The sequence below is a fragment of the Roseovarius sp. EL26 genome (assembly GCF_900327775.1).
Classification (GTDB): domain Bacteria; phylum Pseudomonadota; class Alphaproteobacteria; order Rhodobacterales; family Rhodobacteraceae; genus Roseovarius.
This window is the reverse complement of sequence record NZ_OUMZ01000007.1, coordinates 367951-385183: the sequence shown is the minus strand read 5'-3', so window position 1 is coordinate 385183 and position 17233 is coordinate 367951. Positions and strand designations below refer to the sequence as shown.

Annotated in this window: 18 protein-coding genes; 4 read left to right on the top strand and 14 right to left on the bottom strand. The window is 54.4% G+C overall.

Features of this window, described 5'->3' with window-relative positions:
* Positions 1-8 precede the first annotated feature (8 nt).
* The 5 genes from D9A02_RS09745 to D9A02_RS09725 form a co-directional block, all read right to left on the bottom strand.
* Positions 9-554: an NADH-quinone oxidoreductase subunit B family protein gene (locus D9A02_RS09745; protein ID WP_120500792.1), complete on the bottom strand. Its 546-nt coding sequence runs from the start codon at positions 552-554 to the stop codon at positions 9-11.
* Positions 545-910, bottom strand: coding sequence for an NADH-quinone oxidoreductase subunit A (locus D9A02_RS09740; RefSeq protein ID WP_120500791.1), 366 nt, complete (start codon positions 908-910; stop codon positions 545-547). Before D9A02_RS09740 ends, D9A02_RS09745 begins: the two co-directional genes overlap by 10 nt.
* A gap of 157 nt (positions 911-1067) precedes the next feature.
* Entirely contained in the window at positions 1068-2117 is a 1050-nt protein-coding gene (locus D9A02_RS09735; RefSeq protein ID WP_120500790.1) for a cobalamin-independent methionine synthase II family protein, read from the bottom strand.
* Positions 2118-2318: 201 nt separating this feature from the next.
* A complete protein-coding gene (locus tag D9A02_RS09730) occupies positions 2319-2870 on the bottom strand; it encodes a pyridoxamine 5'-phosphate oxidase family protein (protein WP_120500789.1) in 552 nt (183 codons plus the stop codon).
* A gap of 79 nt (positions 2871-2949) precedes the next feature.
* A complete protein-coding gene (locus D9A02_RS09725) occupies positions 2950-3762 on the bottom strand; it encodes an isocitrate lyase/phosphoenolpyruvate mutase family protein (protein ID WP_120500788.1) in 813 nt (270 codons plus the stop codon).
* A gap of 181 nt (positions 3763-3943) precedes the next feature.
* Between D9A02_RS09725 and D9A02_RS09720 the strand changes: the two genes are divergently transcribed.
* On the top strand, positions 3944-4339 hold the full coding sequence (locus D9A02_RS09720; protein WP_120500787.1) for a hypothetical protein: 396 nt from the start codon (positions 3944-3946) through the stop codon (positions 4337-4339).
* Positions 4340-4527: 188 nt separating this feature from the next.
* On the opposite strand, the gene D9A02_RS09715 is transcribed toward D9A02_RS09720, so the two are convergent.
* Positions 4528-5547: a GlxA family transcriptional regulator gene (locus D9A02_RS09715; RefSeq protein ID WP_120500786.1), complete on the bottom strand. Its 1020-nt coding sequence runs from the start codon at positions 5545-5547 to the stop codon at positions 4528-4530.
* Positions 5548-5626: 79 nt separating this feature from the next.
* Positions 5627-7099, bottom strand: a complete 1473-nt coding sequence (gene nhaC / locus D9A02_RS09710; RefSeq protein ID WP_301951089.1) for a Na+/H+ antiporter NhaC — start codon at positions 7097-7099, stop codon at positions 5627-5629.
* A 200-nt stretch (positions 7100-7299) separates the two neighbouring features.
* On the opposite strand from nhaC, the gene D9A02_RS09705 reads away from it, so the two are divergent.
* On the top strand, positions 7300-8448 hold the full coding sequence (locus D9A02_RS09705) for an amidohydrolase (protein ID WP_120500784.1): 1149 nt from the start codon (positions 7300-7302) through the stop codon (positions 8446-8448).
* Positions 8449-8802: 354 nt separating this feature from the next.
* On the opposite strand, the gene D9A02_RS09700 is transcribed toward D9A02_RS09705, so the two are convergent.
* On the bottom strand, positions 8803-9774 hold the full coding sequence (locus D9A02_RS09700) for an AraC family transcriptional regulator (protein WP_120500783.1): 972 nt from the start codon (positions 9772-9774) through the stop codon (positions 8803-8805).
* Between the two features lie 140 nt (positions 9775-9914).
* Between D9A02_RS09700 and D9A02_RS09695 the strand changes: the two genes are divergently transcribed.
* Together D9A02_RS09695 and D9A02_RS09690 are read left to right on the top strand one after the other, a co-directional pair.
* Entirely contained in the window at positions 9915-10430 is a 516-nt protein-coding gene (locus D9A02_RS09695) for a DUF4142 domain-containing protein (RefSeq protein WP_120500782.1), read from the top strand.
* Positions 10427-10753 (top strand): copper-binding protein, encoded by a 327-nt coding sequence (locus tag D9A02_RS09690; RefSeq protein WP_120500781.1) that lies wholly within the window; start codon positions 10427-10429, stop codon positions 10751-10753. The genes D9A02_RS09695 and D9A02_RS09690 overlap by 4 nt, the downstream gene beginning before the upstream one ends.
* On the opposite strand, the gene D9A02_RS09685 is transcribed toward D9A02_RS09690, so the two are convergent.
* From D9A02_RS09685 to D9A02_RS09660, 6 genes are read right to left on the bottom strand one after another with little or no spacing between them, the layout of a single operon-like run.
* A complete protein-coding gene (locus tag D9A02_RS09685; protein WP_120500780.1) occupies positions 10748-11530 on the bottom strand; it encodes a crotonase/enoyl-CoA hydratase family protein in 783 nt (260 codons plus the stop codon). The two genes, D9A02_RS09690 and D9A02_RS09685, sit on opposite strands and share 6 nt — an antisense overlap.
* On the bottom strand, positions 11523-12389 hold the full coding sequence (locus D9A02_RS09680; protein WP_120500779.1) for a hydroxymethylglutaryl-CoA lyase: 867 nt from the start codon (positions 12387-12389) through the stop codon (positions 11523-11525). The genes D9A02_RS09685 and D9A02_RS09680 overlap by 8 nt, the downstream gene beginning before the upstream one ends.
* Positions 12390-13049: a glutathione S-transferase family protein gene (locus tag D9A02_RS09675; RefSeq protein ID WP_120500778.1), complete on the bottom strand. Its 660-nt coding sequence runs from the start codon at positions 13047-13049 to the stop codon at positions 12390-12392.
* Positions 13046-14992, bottom strand: a complete 1947-nt coding sequence (locus tag D9A02_RS09670) for an acetyl/propionyl/methylcrotonyl-CoA carboxylase subunit alpha (RefSeq protein WP_120500777.1) — start codon at positions 14990-14992, stop codon at positions 13046-13048. Before D9A02_RS09670 ends, D9A02_RS09675 begins: the two co-directional genes overlap by 4 nt.
* Before the next feature lie 23 nt (positions 14993-15015).
* Positions 15016-15549 (bottom strand): thermonuclease family protein, encoded by a 534-nt coding sequence (locus D9A02_RS09665; RefSeq protein WP_120500776.1) that lies wholly within the window; start codon positions 15547-15549, stop codon positions 15016-15018.
* Between the two features lie 11 nt (positions 15550-15560).
* On the bottom strand, positions 15561-17165 hold the full coding sequence (locus D9A02_RS09660) for a carboxyl transferase domain-containing protein (RefSeq protein ID WP_120500775.1): 1605 nt from the start codon (positions 17163-17165) through the stop codon (positions 15561-15563).
* Positions 17166-17233 lie beyond the last annotated feature (68 nt).

Here is a 17233-nt window from a genome sequence, read left to right as displayed (position 1 = left end):
CGCATCACTCATCGTACAATCGTCCCTGTCCGGCGAATTTTGCGCTGCAGCTGCAGGATGCCGTAAACCAGCGCCTCGGCTGTCGGAGGGCAACCCGGCACGTAGATGTCTACCGGCACAACCCGGTCACAACCGCGCACCACCGAATAGCTGTAATGATAATAACCGCCACCATTTGCGCAGGACCCCATCGAGATCACATAGCGCGGCTCTGGCATCTGATCGTAAACCTTGCGCAGCGCCGGGGCCATCTTGTTCGTGAGTGTCCCCGCCACGATCATCACGTCCGACTGACGCGGGCTGGCCCGCGGGGCAAAACCAAAGCGCTCCACATCATAGCGTGGCATCGCGGTGTGCATCATCTCAACCGCGCAGCAGGCCAAACCAAAGGTCATCCAGTGCAATGATCCGGTGCGCGCCCAGTTAATGATGTCCTCGGACGAGGTCAGCAAGAAGCCTTTGTCCTGCAGATCACGGTTCAATTCCTGCGTGGCGACCTCGCGATCACCGCCAGCGGTGTTGGCGCCGTAAGCACTTTGGGATGTTACTGCCATTCCATCGCCCCCTTGCGCCATTCATAGGCAAAGCCAGCGGTCAGAACGGCCAGAAACACCATCATCGACCAGAAACCAACCATGCTGACATCTTTGAAGGCTACTGCCCATGGGAACAGCATCGCAATTTCAAGATCAAAGATGATGAACAGGATCGAAACCAGATAGAACCGCACGTCGAACTTCATACGCGCATCGTCAAAAGCGTTGAAGCCACATTCATAGGCGCTGACTTTTTCCGGGTCAGGATTGCGCACCGCCAAAATAACCGCCGCAAGGATCAGGACAATCCCAAGCGCGATGGCAATGCCCATCAAAACGAGAATGGGAAGGTATTCCCTCAGCATCTCTTCCACGTTGTGGCTCCTTTCATGCGCGTTGGGCGCATATCCAGATTGCTGCAATGATTTATCCGGGTTTACCCCTGCCCCTTGGTGGGGTCAACCAGCGGGAGCCAGATTCACAGGTAAGTTTGCGACCATACAACTTCCGATTTGATGCATATTCTCAATGTTATATGGACCGCGCCGCTTCCGATAGGTTTTTAAGCTTTTCCATCGCCAGATCACGCCCGAGAAAGCCCAACCCACAATCAGGTGCCGCAATCAGGCGGTCAGCGGGTAAATGGTTCAATATCTCGTGCATCCGGGCGCGAATCTCCTCCACAGTTTCCACGCGACTCGACGCAATCGTAACAAAACCGACAATCAGCTTTGACTTTGCAAAGCTCTCGAACAACGCGGCCGGGTTGTAACGGTGCGCATCCTCAATCGAGATTTGGTCCGCCACGCCGTCAACCACCTCCGCGATTTGTTGGTATGAGGTTTGATCTGCCTTCGGATAGTCCCGGTCATCCAGAGCATTGGGATAGCCGCAACACATATGCACGACCCGCTGCACATCAGATGGCACAGCGTGAAAACACCGCTCAAGTGTTTCAATGCCATAGGCCAGCGCAGCATCGGGTTTGCGGGCAAAAATCGGTTCGTCCACTTGAATATATTTGCATCCTGCCTCTGCCAGCGCCAGAACCTGTTTATTCAAGGCATCGGCCAGATCGCGCGTCAAGGCCGCCGGATCGTTGTAATGCACATCCGCTGTTGTGTCTGAGATGGTCATCGGCCCCGGCATGGTGATTTTGACCGGTCGGCCCGCCGCCGCCTCGGCCACCTGCCAGTCACGCACCAGAACGCTGGTATCGCCCGCCGCCACAGCACCGCGAATGGTCGGCAGCTTGGTTACATAGGCATCATTGCGCATCGAACGTTCGGTCAAGTTCTCAAAATCGAACCCCGCAAAATGGCGGCATTGGTAATGCACATAGTTTTCACGCCGCACTTCACCATCGGTGGGCACGTCGATGCCACATGCAATTTGATCGGCGACAACCTCAGCTGTCGCCCGATCCAGTAAGGTCTGCGCCTCTTCTATCTTTTCATGGGTCCACTGCTGCGTGACTTCTGCGTCATACTCCTCGGAGTCGTGCGAGACCTGAAACCAATCTGAAATCGGCACATAGTCGGGTTTTGGATAAGCTCCGATGCAAGTGGTTGTCAGTGGCATGTCATTCCTCAATCGCTACGCGTTGCAATTCAGTCTCCTGCCTCCCTCTATTGGCGTCAAGGAAAACCCAAACGGTCAAGTATCGAAACTCACGCCGTTCACATCCAAACACCTAGCAAAGCTGATCTAATAACGACTATGCGGACTTGGCTATCGTTGGCCTTGAAGATATCTATGACCGCTATCACGCCGAGGTCCATTTCAGGTTTCGAAAATTCCAGTTGGCTGATTGTCTAAACTGGTAAGGTTTTTCTTTTTCCAGAACTCCTTTACCTTTTCAGGTCCCATTTCAGCGTACCATGGCTCCAAGTCAGCTTCACCTCGACTTCGCACCACCGACATCTCAGGAACACCACTGCCGCAAGATGTCGTGACAAGGTCGATATCAAGCACAAAAATATTACGCGCACCAGCAAAGTCGGGAAACAACGCGTACAGATCGTCCCACTCTGGATCGCGTGGATGGATGACCTTGGCATCACCATAGGTTCGCAGGATTAAGTGGTCTCCTGTGAAGGCACAAAACATGAGCGTCATACGCGGATTTTGCAGCAAATGGGCGGCGGTTTCATTGCCACTTCCAGTCAAGCTAAGCCAGACGATTTTCTCATCCGAGATAATCCGCAGTGAATCCAGCCCTTTAGGAGAGACGTTCACACGCCCTTCAGGTGCAGCCGTTGCGACAAAGAACACAATTTGCTCTTCTATAAACCTGCGAAACGCCTTGGTAAGTTTATTGGTCTTAATGCCCATGTTTGATCTTCTCTTTTGATTAATTGGTAGCTGTATGACGTGGGTCTAGCCATCTCGGCAGTGGTCGGAGGCTCTACCACTACCTTATTCTTCCTCTTGTCATGCATTCATCTATTGTTTCGTAAGGCAAGCTGTTGCCCAATTCCGAAAAGTCCCCGTGCTTGAACATGTTGACCGAAAGATTGTGCAAGGTTGTGTGTATGGCAGTCGCCATCGCCATCCCCAATGATATCCGCGCGGCACCAGCATCGGCGAATTCCTTCAACGTGACGTTTTCTACGGTACTAATTCCAACGTTCACAGGAATCGAAACGCTGTTACAGACCCTTGTGACAGCCTCTAAATCGTTCAGGTATGGGACGTAGACGCAATCTGCACCAGCCGCTTCAAAAGCCTGAATACGCCTGATCGATTCATCTAGATCGTACAAGCCATGCATGAAGCCATCGGCACGTGCGACAAGAACAAAATCTTTTGACAGGGCCTTTGCCGTAGCACTAGCGGCTTGGATGCGTTCTACGGCAAGATCAAATCCATAGGGTTCAATATCGGGAAGCGAAATGTCTTCAATCGAAATACCCGCCAACCCAATTTCCGAGGAGAGCTTAACGGTCTCTTCTAGTATGTCCGGAGCATCGCCAAAGCCATTCTCAAAATCGCCGGACACAGGAAGTGACGTTGCAGATACGATGATTTCAGCATGAGCCAGAGCGTCATCTCGTGTGAGATTTCCCAGATCGGACCGCCCCAATGTGAAGGCATGCGCACCCGAGGATGTCGCGAGAGCCTGCGCTCCTAGCCCTGCAAATAGGCAAGCTGTGCCTCTATCCCAAACATTCGTTAAAATGAATGGATTTCCGCGCGTATGAAGTTCTCGAAAAGTTGGTGACATTCGGGTTGTCCTTGACTCGTTTGGGATAAGATCACCACACATTAGCACTTCGCTGCTGACATGTGTGTGTCAGCAGTCTTCAAAGCCGTATAAGAATAACGATTGCTTTTGGATCGAGATTGATTGGTCACTCAGCTCGAGTGTTTGAAATAATCCAGTTGCTCCGGAACGCTGAAAACCCCTGTACGCGCAGAAGATCGCAGGCGATTTGAAAGATACCGAGCGCACCGTGCATCGCGATATTGTTTCGTTACAGTCTCTTAGGGTCTCGATAAAAGGTGAAGCAGGTGTCGGGTTGCCGTTGCATATCATTCTGAAGCCTGCGTCTCACCAGGTGGTGCTAATTGAGGAACAATTTTCGACATTTCAGGTCAGATCGTATTTCAACATATTGCAGCCAATAAATGGAGGAAGGCAGATTTTGAGCCGCGCTTCGGATGCCGCACTGAAAGAAGATGATCTTGACCTTATTGCTCTTATTGGAATCAATTCCGAAACGATTGAAATTTCGAGTGGGCGAGCGTTAGAACAATGGAATTCGGAGGCTATTGAAGAACATGTCCCAAAGTGGGCTTAGTTAGAGAACCGCGCTAAGTGATATGCGGCTATGGCGTGCCGCCAGTTGATTTCCCTATTTTAATCACCCAATTGATCTCAACTCGAATTCGACATGCCATTGAAGGTCATAAGCGTCATTCGCAATGCATCAGCATTTGAACTCTAAGCGGACATTTATGTATAGTGTTTTCTTCATTGAGGTAGCGTCTATCCCTCTTCATACTCCACCCAACTCTTGCGAAAGGCGCTGGGGGATTGGCCGAAGCGTTTTTTGAAGCGGATGGTTAGCTGGGTGGCGCTGCTGAAACCAGTGGCGGCAGAGATTTCAGCCACGGTCATGTTGGTTTCATTGAGCAAAGCATGGGCCCGGGCGACGCGCAATTCGATATAGAATTGTACCGGCGAGGTGCCAATGTATTGCTGGAACAGGCGCTCCAATTGCCGGCGTGAGATATCCATGTGTTCTGCGATCGCGCCGATCTCCAAAGGCTCTTCAATGGCATCGTGCATGTATTGCATTGCAGTGATCAGGTGCTGGTTGCGGCTGCTGAGGGCGACGGAATAGGCCGATTTTTGCAGGGCTTTGCGGTTATCGGAACGAAAATGAATGCTCATATCCGCTACGATGATCGCCAAGTCCTTGCCGTGGTCTGTTTCGATCATTTCCAGCATCATGTCAGTGGCCGCGTTGCCGCCACCGCAGGTCATGGTGCGTTGATCAATCTCGTATAGGTTGCTGCTGGGATCTTGCACCGGGAAATGTTCCATAAAGGCGGGTTGATTTTCCCAATGCAGTGTGAAGTTTTGGCTGTTCAACACACCAGCCTGTGCCAGAGCAAATGCGCCGGTGCAAATGCCGCCCATATGGCAGCCATGGGCCTTTTGATGGCGGATCCAGGCGAGGGTTTTCGGACTTGTGCTTTCATGTGGTTCAATGCCGGAGCAGACAAAGGCAAAGCTGGAACGTGGCAGGTTTTCCAGTGCCATGTCGGGGGTGATCTCAATCCCGTTGGAGCAGGCGACAGGCTGTCCGTCTTCGCTGAGTAGAAACCAGCGATACAGTTCTTTGTTGGTGACCTGATTGGCGATGCGCAAAGGTTCCACTGCGGCGCTAAAGGCCAGCATGGTGAATTTGGGCAGTAGCAGAAAGTAGAAATCTTTCGGCGGGCCGTCGTAGTCAATTCTGAAACTGGCAGCGCCCTTGGGAACGAAGTTTCTCGATTGCATTGGTCACTCCTAGCAGAGCTGTCGGATCTTGTGAAAGGCGCGCCGCAGCCCGAAGGCCGCGACGCTGGGAGGGTTCGGTTTAGGCTGTCACCGCCTCGATGGTTTCTCCGCTGTCTTGCCAGGATTGAATTTCTTCGTCCGTTGCCTTGGGCGAAAAGAGGCCCGTCATGGCGTAGAAGATCCCGATCACCGGGGATAACCAGCAGGCAAAGGCCAGCGGGATGTAGAGCAGATTCTCAAAGTTTCCATCTGAGATACCCAGACCGAGAGCGGTGATTACAAAGGCGCCGCCTGCATTCCATGGGATCAAAGGGGAGACCAGAGTGCCGCCTTCCTCGATCGCTCGCGAGAGATTCAGGGGAGAATACCCCATGCCGCGATAGACCGGCGCGTACATCCGACCGGGCAAAGCGATAGAGAGGTAAGGATCGCCTGCAACGGTATTGGTTGCCACAGAGGTCAGGATTGCGGAGGTCTGAATGCCAGCAAAGGTTTTTACTTTGGAGATGATGACCGAAATAATCGCCTGAAGGCAGCCAACACGCTCCAATGCGCCACCGAAACCAAGCGCCAGCAGCACCAGCGAGATGGTCCACATCATCGATTGAATACCACCGCGATTCAGCAAAGGATCAATTTCCGCAACACCTGTGTCGACCGAATAACCGCTGTTGGCGAACGTGAATGTCTCGTGCAGGTCGGCGCCCTGACAGAAGATTGCCATGAGGCCACCAACGACTGCCCCAGCAAAGAGGGATGGGATCGGAGGTTGCTTCATGATCGCCAACAAGATGACAAGTACAGCTGGCAGCAGCATCAGGGGGGAAATCCAGAATGCTTCTTCCAGTGCAATGGTGATCACATCGATCCGCTCAAAGGAGACTTGCGATGTGTCAATCAGGGTGAACCCGACCACAAAGTAGATCACCAGCGCGATCAGCATCGATGGCACTGTTGTCGGTAGCATGTTGCGAATGTGGTCAAACAGATTGGTGCCTGTGACGGCGGGGGCCAGATTGGTTGTGTCCGACAAGGGCGAGATTTTATCACCAAAGAAAGCGCCAGAAACAACCGCGCCAGCAGTCCAATACATAGGAATGCCAAAACCGGCACCGATACCCATCAAGGCCAAGCCGACAGTGCCGGTGGTGCCCCAAGACGTACCTAGAGAGACAGAAACAATAGCGCAGAGCAACATTCCTGCCGCAAGGAACCATTCCGGTGACAATATTTTGAGGCCGTAGTAAATCAGTGTTGGCACTGTGCCGCTGGCTATCCAGACGCCGATGATCATACCAACCGTGATCAGGATCGAGACAGAGGGTAGTGAGATATTGATGACATGAAACACGCCCTCTTCGATGTTGTTCCATTTGTGGCCAAGCTTGAGCCCGACCAACCCGGTGATAGCAATGCCGAAGGCCAGTGGAATATGTGGGGTAAAGTCGCCGAAATAGAACAGCTGGATGCCAAGCACACAGAGCGTCAGGATGATAGGCAAAAGCGCCATCCCAAGGCCGGGCTTGGTGATGTTTGAATTAGATGTAGACACGTAGGTTACCTCCCTCAGGTCAGAGACGTGCTTGTTGTGGATAAGGTTAAACACCAGATTTGGGTGGTAGAGACTCAAGGTCAGTGCGCCGGAAATTTAACGATTTGCGACATGACAAGTGGCACATCCGACGTTCTGGGCCTTGCCGCGTGGGGCTGAGGCAGCTACCACATGTGCAACACCCAATTGGGAGCATGGGCATGGAAGAATTTCACCAACGGCTAACCGACCTCCGTCAGGAGTTTCACCGTGATCCTGAGCTTGGATTTCAAGAAGAGCGAACTAAGGCCAAGGTGGCGTCGATCCTGCGGGAGCTGGGGCTGGAGGTGCATGAGGGCGCGGGCGTGATTGGTATCCTTAAGGCAGGCAATGGCAATCGTGCAATTGGACTACGGGCGGATATGGATGCACTGCCGATCCATGAAATCAGCACGCATGACTATGTCTCGAACAATCCCGGGGTGATGCATGCGTGCGGTCATGACGGGCATACCACCATGTTGCTAGGTGCGGCGGAGACACTGAGCAAGTCGCCAAATTTTGACGGCACCGTTGTGTTTATCTTCCAACCCAATGAAGAGCACGGTCTGGGCGCGCAGGCGATGATCAAAGAGGGCCTTTTGCAGAAATTCCCAATTGATGAAGTTTATGCCATCCACAATCTACCGGGCGCGCCAACTGGTCAAATCTCAACCCGGCCGGGGCAGATTTGCGCCAGTGAAAGCCTGTTTGAGATCGAGATTTCCGGTCAAGGTGGTCATGCCTCAATGCCACATGTCGGAGTGGATGCAATTACCGTGGGTGCCGAGCTGGTTCTTGCCTTGCAAACCATCGTGTCGCGCAAACTTGCACCGGGGGCCGGGGCGGTTGTGTCCGTGACTGAGTTCCTGACGGATGGGCAGCGTAATGTGCTGCCGGGGCAAGCTGTGCTTAAGGGCGATGTACGGGCACGCCTGCCGCAAGACCGGGAAGCCGTGGAGCGCTTTATGCGCCAAATTATTGATGGCGTTGCGGCAACGCACGGCGTGACTGCGAAGATGAGCTTTAACACGGAATTCATCGAAACCATCAATGCCGACGGCCCAGTAGAGGCGGTTGTCCGCACCGCAAAGGCTGCTGGTCATGAAGCAATCGGTGACCGCCCAGCCATGAGTTTCTCAGAAGACTTCGCACACTTCTGTGCTGCTGTGCCCGGTTGCTTCCTCTTGCTTGGGAATGGTGAGGAGGGACCAAACGGACAGCCCCTACATGCCGCGGATTACGATTTCAACGATGCGCTGTTGCCCATCGGGGCGGGGTTCTGGGCAGATCTGGTGAAGGATCGATTGCCAGTAAGAGCTGAGGGGTAACCCCCAATCTGTGCTGTTCGCTGTAAATGCAAAATGTCTGCTAAGAACCCTTAGCAACCGATGCTACGTTGCATTCTGGATATTTTAATCTCTACAAGCCATGCATTCAGCCGAGATTGACTATCACTCACAGCCATTCAGAATAGTTTTCAATCCGTTTTTGAGGCAAACAATCCCCTTTTCCCAGGAATGTCTCGGGCAATATGCAATGTTTGATCTCAAGTCGAATTTGTTCTTGAAATGACACGTTTATTGTTATGTCTCACACATAGCAAAACTTCATTGCTTAGAGTAGGTTTCGTCTCCCCCAAAATTGCTCTTTAGAACGGCGACCATGTTCGCTAAGCAGACAAATCAGCCCGCAACCATCTCACCTTCTCTGATCACCGTCCGATACCTTGCAGGCGGGAGACCTTTTTCCTTGCGAAACACCCGCGAAAACCCGGATTCGGATAGATAGCCTACGTCTTCTGCAATCTCGGCCAGCGGCTTGCGAGTTTCCCGCAGCGCCTTGCAGGCCAGTTGCATCCGCCAATAGGTCAGATAGCGCAGCGGCGGCATACCAATCATCTCGGAAAAGCGCACCGCAAATCCGGTACGCGACATTCCAGCCTCGCGGGCCATGGTCTCAAGTGTCCAGTTCTGTGATGGATCCGCGTGAACCACGCCCAGCGCGCGCGACAATTGCGGGTCGGCAAACCCCGACAACCCAACATCATTGGCGGCAGCACTTCCAAGAAAAGCCCGTAACGCCTGTGCGAAAATCATTTCCGACAGTTTCAAAGCGATCAACTCACCTCCCAAATTGGGCTCGGACGTTTCGGCCCCAATCATCCGCAACGAGGCCTCCATCCACTGACCAGTTTGTGCGCCGTAATCCGCGACATGCACCAAAGGGGGTAACCAACTAAAAATAGGATGCTCCTGCCCGTCTGCGATCGAAAAATGGCCACAGATCAACTGGGTTTCTCGATCTTCCACTTCCAGAAAGTCATCTCCGCCATAATACAGAACGCCAGTGCCATCATATCCTGATTTTTCCATCACAGTTTCCAATGGCAAGGCTTTGGTTTCGGTATCCGGGTGGCAATATAGAACGTGCCCTGCACCGTTGGGGATGATAACCAGATCGCCCTGTGCAAGACGCAGCGCCTCACCACCCTTTTCATGCCGGATCAAGCATTCCCCCCGATGCACGAAATGAAAGCGTGCGACATTGGAATAGCTCGGCACCCGCACACCCCACGGCTGACGAAAAGATGTACGGAAATACAATGTCCCCTTTAGGGAGAGTTGCATCAGAATATCACTCAGAAGATCTTTCATACGCTAAATATGGCAAATCGTTCAATCAGAGTCGATGATCGCAAACGATTGGTCACAAATTCTGTACGTATCGTCATACACGGCTGTAAGTTTCGTGCTTTCCTTAGTGCACAACCACTTTGCTTCAAGGATCCCACGATATGAAACATATTCTCTCCGCAGTAATTCTTGCACTTGCCTCCCCTGCTCTGGCCGCAGATCCGGCCCAGCTCAGCGACACGGAAATTGCGCATGTCGCCTATACGGCTGATAATATCGACATCCGGTATGCCCATCTGGCCTTGGCCATCAGCGATAACCCAGAAGTCCGCCAATTTGCCCGTACTATGATCAGCGATCATGAAGCTGTCAACGCAGCTGCACTTGAACTACTGGACAAGCTTGGGGCTCAGGCGACCGACAATTTCCTTTCGCAAAAACTGAACGAAGATGCAGAAGGCATCATTGATCATTTGTCACAACTACGTGGGGCCGAATTTGACCTTGCTTACGCGGAAAATGAATTGGGATATCATCAGGCCGTCAATGATCTCGTGGAAAATACGTTTATTCCCAACATCGATAACGACGAAGTGAAAGCCCTTTTTGAACAGGGTCTGGAAATCTTCAAAGTTCACGAAGGTCACGCTGAAACGATGATTGCGACCCTCAAATGACATTGCAACGCCGCCACTTTCTGGCCTGTACTGGTGCAGCTCTTGCTGCTCCAGTGTTTGCTCAGGGCTCAGCTTTCACCGTCTCCATTCGCGATTTTCTTTTTGAATTACCAAAATCAGAGCTTCACTCAACGGACAAAATTACATTCATCAACCATGATCTTGCGCCACACACGGCAACGGCTGATGATGGCAGTTGGGATACCGGTGTTCTGGAATCAGGTGATAGCATCACATTAACAATCGGCCCGGATTGGACAGGTCCATTTCATTGTGCTTTGCACCCGGCAATGACCGGGACGTTGCAGATTAATCCTCTATAACGTCCATTTCGGAGGGCGTTTTTCAAAAAAGGCCGCGATCCCTTCACGAGCCTCTTCCCCCTCCCAACAAGCGCTCAACTCTGCGATTGAGGCCTCGATCGCCGCCTTATCAATCGTTGGCCCTAACTGCCTCAACATTCTCTTGGCTCGCGCTACAGCTTGCGGCGCACAAGATAGATACGGGGTGATTTCTGCCTCTACTGCGTCATCCAGCTCGACCTCTGTCACGGAACGCGCCAGCAGGTTCAATCGCACCGCCTCTGCTGCATCAAAGCGCTTGCCAGACATAAACACCTGTCGCGCGGCGGCCTCGCCCATACGGGCCGCCGCATAGGGGCCAATTGTTGCCGGAATCAGGCCCAACCGGGTTTCAGTCAACGCCATCTGCAGATGCTCCACCCCGATGGCCACATCACAGACTGACGCTAAACCAACCCCACCGCCAAAAGCATTGCCATGCAACCGCCCAATCAGGGGTTTGGACAACGTATTGAGCGCCTGCAACATATAGGCCAGCTTGGCCGCTTCCTTGGCGCGCACCTCCAGGGTTGCCTCAAATTGGTCACGCATCCAACCCAGATCGCCACCTGCGCAAAACGTCCGCCCTTTAGCGGCCAGCACCACGACCCGAACCGCGTCATTCGCACCCAGTTGGCCTGCGGCCTCAGTCAGCTCTGCCATCATCTGCGCGGACATGGCGTTGTGTTTCTCTGCCCGGTCCAACCACAAGGTTGCGACACCTCGGTCATCTTGCTCGATGGAAATCGTTTCAAACATTTTCAGGTCCCGTTCTCATCGCACACGCCATCTGCGCGGCCTCAATTAGCACATCACGATCAAGACCCGTGTCATAACCCAGCGCCGTTAACCGATCATGCACGGCTTCAGTGGCGACATTACCTGCCGCACCCGGCGCATAAGGGCATCCCCCCAAGCCACCAACCGCTGCATCAAAGACCCGCACCCCCTGTGCCAGAGATACTTCGATATTCTCCAATGCACGCCCCGCTGTGTCGTGATAATGCCCGGCCAAATGCGCGACAGGAACTTGCATCAGAACGGCTGACAACATCGCATCCAAACGCTCTGGCATTGCCTGCCCGATGGTATCGCCCAGGCTCACCTCATAGCAGCCAGCCTTGTATAAATGTTCAGCCACCCGTGTCACAGCGGCGGGCGCAACCTTTCCGTCATAGGGGCAATCGGTCACACAGGACACATACCCCCGAACCGGAATGTTAGTCTGCCGCGCCGCTTGCATAATCGGTGCAAACCGCTCGAAACTCTCGGAAATCGTCGCGTTGATATTTGCCTTTGAAAACCCTTCCGAGGCTGAAGCAAAGACGGCAATCTCATCTGCCTTTGCTGCAACTGCACCATTATAGCCGCGTATATTGGGGGTCAGGGCCGCATACCGCACACCCGGCATACGCTGGATCCCCGCCAGCACATCCGCCCCATCCGCCATCTGCGGCACCCACTTGGGGCTGACAAAGCTGGCCACTTCAATGCGAGAGAACCCGGCGCGGTTCAAACAATCAACTAGGGCGATTTTATCTGCTGTGGCAATCTGTTGCGCTTCGTTTTGCAACCCATCTCGCGGACCAACCTCGAAAATCTCAACACGCTCGGCCATTCAACCCTCCGGTACAGGGTAGAAGTCTTGCGTATAAAAATCCTGCGCACCATCCTTGTCACGGGCCAGTTGGTAAGCCGAGCGTGCGGCAAGGCGATTGGCATACTCGGTCAGGACCGGGTAAGCATCCATCTTGACATAATATGGCGCGGCAAACAGGTTGAACCCCATCATGATGTCTGCGGCAGAAAACCCGCGGGTCAAAACATAATCCTGCGCGCCTAGCATGCGCTCGAAACCGGCCAAGGTTGCCGCCAATCGCGCCGTGGTCAGCTTGATCACCACCGGCGAAGCTTGCGTCAGATCACGCAAAAACAAATGCTGCATGTTCAGCTGCTCGATCAGGCTGGCCATGGTTTCAGCGTAAGACAGCAATTCAAGATAATGCGCGCGTTCAGCCTCGCCAATACCCGGTGCCAGACCACCACCCGCATGTTCCTCGCACAGGGTCTGCACAATGGCCCCACTTTCGAACAACACTCTGCCATCGATCTCCAACGCGGGCACCCGCCCCGCCGGGGAAATCGCCAGAAATGCCGGATCCCGCAACGATCCGTTACGGATGGAATACTCCACTACATCGCAATCAAACCCCAGTTCCTCAAGCAGCCACAAAACCCTGAAAGAGCGCGAAAACGGCACGTGGTGTAAACGGATCATTGCGTGTCCTCCTCTGTCTCTAGTGCAATCAACGCAGCGCCAGCTTCAACCTGCGCGCCCTCATTCACCAAAATATCTGAAATCACCCCATCGCGCATCGCCAACAGGGTATGTTCCATTTTCATTGCCTCCAGAATGGCCAAACGGTCGCCTTTTGTCACCACCTGCCCGGCAGAGGCAAACACAGCCTTGACCAACCCCGGCATCGGCGCTTCAACCACATTGCCCGTGCCCGCCTCTTCCGTACCTCGCGCCAGCGGATCGTGTCGAGTAAAAGTCACGGCACGTGGCCCGAAAAGAGTGATTTCATCGCCAATCATCACCTGCGCCGGGGCGTGAGCTTCATCAAACCGCCAGCCCGCTGCCAACCTTTGCGCGCGCACCCGCGTCTCGCCAACATCTACCTCATGGTGAACCGCCGACTGCACAGTCACTGCGATCTCTCGGTGTTCCTCTTCCTGCTGTAGGTTGATCGACCATGTCAAAGGCTGCCATAGGGCAAAGCCGGTTTCAGGCGCAACCTCCCCCATCAACCCCAGCCCGGCCAGCGCCGCCTGCGCCCAGTGTTGTGGTGTCACTTCGGGTTCTTGCACCAACGCCTCCAGATCCCGTGCGATCAATCCTGTATCAACCTCGCCACGCGCAAATCCCTCGTGTCGACACAGCGCCCCCAGAAAGGCCAGATTGGTTTGCAATCCTGCAATCTGACAGGCCCCGATTGCCTGCTGCATCTTGCCCAACGCAATTTCGCGGCTGGCCCCATGGGTGATAATTTTGGCAATCATCGGATCATAAAAAGGGCTGATCGCATCGCCTGACTGTACGCCCGAATCCACACGGGCACCCTGTGGAAAGACCAGATGTTCCAATGTACCCGTGGCCGGTAAAAATCCCTTTGGCACATCCTCGGCATAAAGCCGCACTTCGAAGCTGTGGCCAGTGATCGTCAGCCACTCTTGAGTGGCTGGCAGGGCCTCTCCCGATGCCACCCGTAATTGCCATTCCACCAGATCAACACCGGTGATGGCCTCAGTCACCGGATGCTCCACCTGCAACCGCGTATTCATCTCCATGAACCAGAATCCGTCTGCACGTAGGCTGTCATTCCCGTCAACGATGAACTCCACCGTGCCCGCGCCCCTGTAACCAATCGCCTCAGCCGCACGCACCGCCGCCTGCCCCATGACCGCACGCATTTTTTCGGTCATGCCGGGTGCAGGCGCTTCCTCGATTACCTTTTGATGCCGCCGCTGCAATGAACAATCTCGCTCAAACAGATGCACGGCGCGTTCACCATCACCAAACACCTGCACCTCAATATGGCGCGGGTGCTGGATGTACTTTTCAATCAGCACATCAGCATTGCCAAAGGCGGTTGTTGCCTCGCCCTGCGCACTTTCCAACGCGGCAGAAAACGCGGCTGGTTCTTCAACCAACCGCATGCCCTTACCCCCGCCACCGGCGACAGCCTTAATCAACACCGGATAGCCGATCTTTGCGGCCTGCTGCGCCAAAAAGACCGGATCTTGAGCGTCGCCATGATAGCCCGGCACCACCGGAATGCCGGCCTCTTGCATCAACGCCTTGGCCGCATCTTTCAGCCCCATCTTGCGAATGGCACTGGCCGACGGACCGATAAACACCAGCCCCGCCGTCTCAACCATCTCCACAAATTCGGGGTTTTCGCTGAGAAAACCGTAGCCTGGGTGAATTGCCTGCGCGCCTGTTGCAAGCGCCGCCTCCACAATCCGTTCCCCCCGCAGATAACTCTCTGCCGGGGCCGCCCCACCTATATGCACCGCCTCATCCGCCAGTGCCACATGCTTGGCGTCCCGGTCAGCGTCGGAATACACCGCCACCGTCGCCACACCCAGCTGACGCGCAGTTTCAATAACCCGGCAAGCAATCTCGCCCCGATTGGCAATGAGGATTTTAGTGAACATCTTCGGTCCTCGCTTTTCGAAATTCAGACAAGCCAGCCATCACACCATCCCTGTCGTTTGCTACCATCATAGGCACGCGCCACGCCGCTATTGACCATCAAATCAGCAATCCTTTCACCGTCCATTGAAAGCTGCACCAACACGCGCCTGTAACGGTCTGTACCACGTCGCTCGATGCTGAGCGCGTCAGCTGTCCAAAGCATCTGTCGCAACTTCCAACTGGCCACCGTCCCCCGTGCCCATTCAGAGAAACACTTGGGACTAAAGATTTCCGGCGTATCCAGTCCGACCAGCCGTGCGCTCTCAAATCCGTAGCCCGGACAATAGACCTTGACCGTATCTCCATCAGTGACGCTCAACACCCGACACCGGCTATCATGTGCGGGCTTGGCTACGGCCACATAGGCATCGGCCAGAAACGGAAGCACAAACATCCCCATCACCCCAAGAACCACAATCGTCTTAAGGTAAAACCGTGGGTCTAAAAACCGATTGCGCCGGGAATAGCGCCAAGGCCGACGTCGGTAAGATGGAGCAAAGCGCGCTCTACGCAGCATCACACACCCCGCTACATCCGAAACACGCCAAAGCGTGTCTCTTCAATTGGGACACACAGTGCGGCTTGCAGGGACAATGCCAGCACCTGTCGCGATTTACGTGGATCCACGATCCCATCATCCCACAACCGGGCACTGGCATAAAGCGGGTGACTTTGCTCTTTGAACATATCAATTGTTGGCTGCTTGAACGCGGCTTCTTCCTCGGCCGACCAGTCGCCACCCTTTCGCTCGATCGCATCGCGTTTCACCGTGGCCAGAACCCCCGCCGCCTGTTCCCCGCCCATGACCGAGATCCGCGCATTGGGCCAGGACCACATGAAGCGCGGGCTATACGCCCTCCCGGCCATACCATAATTACCCGCGCCAAATGACCCACCTACCACCATCGTCACCTTGGGCACCGATGTTGTGGCCACCGCTGTCACCATCTTGGCGCCGTGGCGGGCAATGCCCTCGTTTTCGTATTTCCGCCCGACCATGAAGCCGGTGATATTTTGCAAAAACACCAGCGGAATGCGGCGCTGGCTGCACAATTCTACAAAATGCGCGCCTTTTTGTGCGGCTTCCGAGAACAGCACGCCGTTGTTGGCAATGATCCCCACCGGGCAGCCCTCGATATGGGCAAAACCACACACAAGCGTTTCGCCAAACCGTGCCTTGAATTCATCAAAGCGCGAGCCATCCACCACCCGCATGATCACCTCGCGAATATCATAGGGCGTGCGCAGATCGGCAGGCACCACTCCGAGCAGCTCCTCGGGATCGTAAGCAGGCGGTTCAGGCGTGGCCCAGTTCGCATCACCCGCAGTCTGCCAGTTCAACCCCGCCACGGCCTGCCGCGCTAGTGCCAATGCATGGGCATCATCCTCTGCCAGATAATCTGCCACGCCAGACAGTCGGGTATGCACATCGCCCCCGCCCAGATCTTCGGCGCTGACTTCTTCCCCCGTCGCCGCCTTGACCAGCGGCGGGCCGGCCAGAAAAATCGTGCCTTGTTCTTTGACGATGATCGACACGTCAGACATTGCCGGAACATAGGCCCCGCCCGCCGTGCACGAGCCCATGACCACCGCGATCTGCGGAATGCCTTGTGCGCTCATCTGCGCCTGATTGTAAAATATCCGTCCAAAGTGATCGCGGTCCGGAAACACCTCATCCTGATTAGGCAGGTTGGCACCGCCACTGTCGACCAGATAGATGCACGGCAGCCGGTTTTCCTGCGCAATCTCCTGCGCACGCAGATGCTTTTTCACCGTCATCGGATAGTAGGTGCCACCTTTGACAGTGGCATCATTGCACACCACCATGCAGCGCACGCCCGACACCATTCCAATGCCCGCGATCACCCCGGCACAGGGGGCAACACCGCCGTACATGCCATACGCCGCTGTCGCGCCTACTTCCAGAAAGGCGCTGCCTGAATCCAGCAAGTTGGCCACCCGGTCCCGCGGCAACATCTTACCCCGGCTCAGGTGGCGCTTTCGTGAAGACTCACCACCACCCGCAGCTGCCAATTCAGCAGCCTTTCGTACCACATCCAAGGCTTCAAGATGCCCCGCACGATTGGCTTCAAATTGCTCTGATCCACTGATCACATTTGACGTCAGCTTCATGCTACTCTCCTGCCTTGTTGCAATTTTGCCGCATCGCAGCATGATCGCGTAAAATTGATCCAAATCAA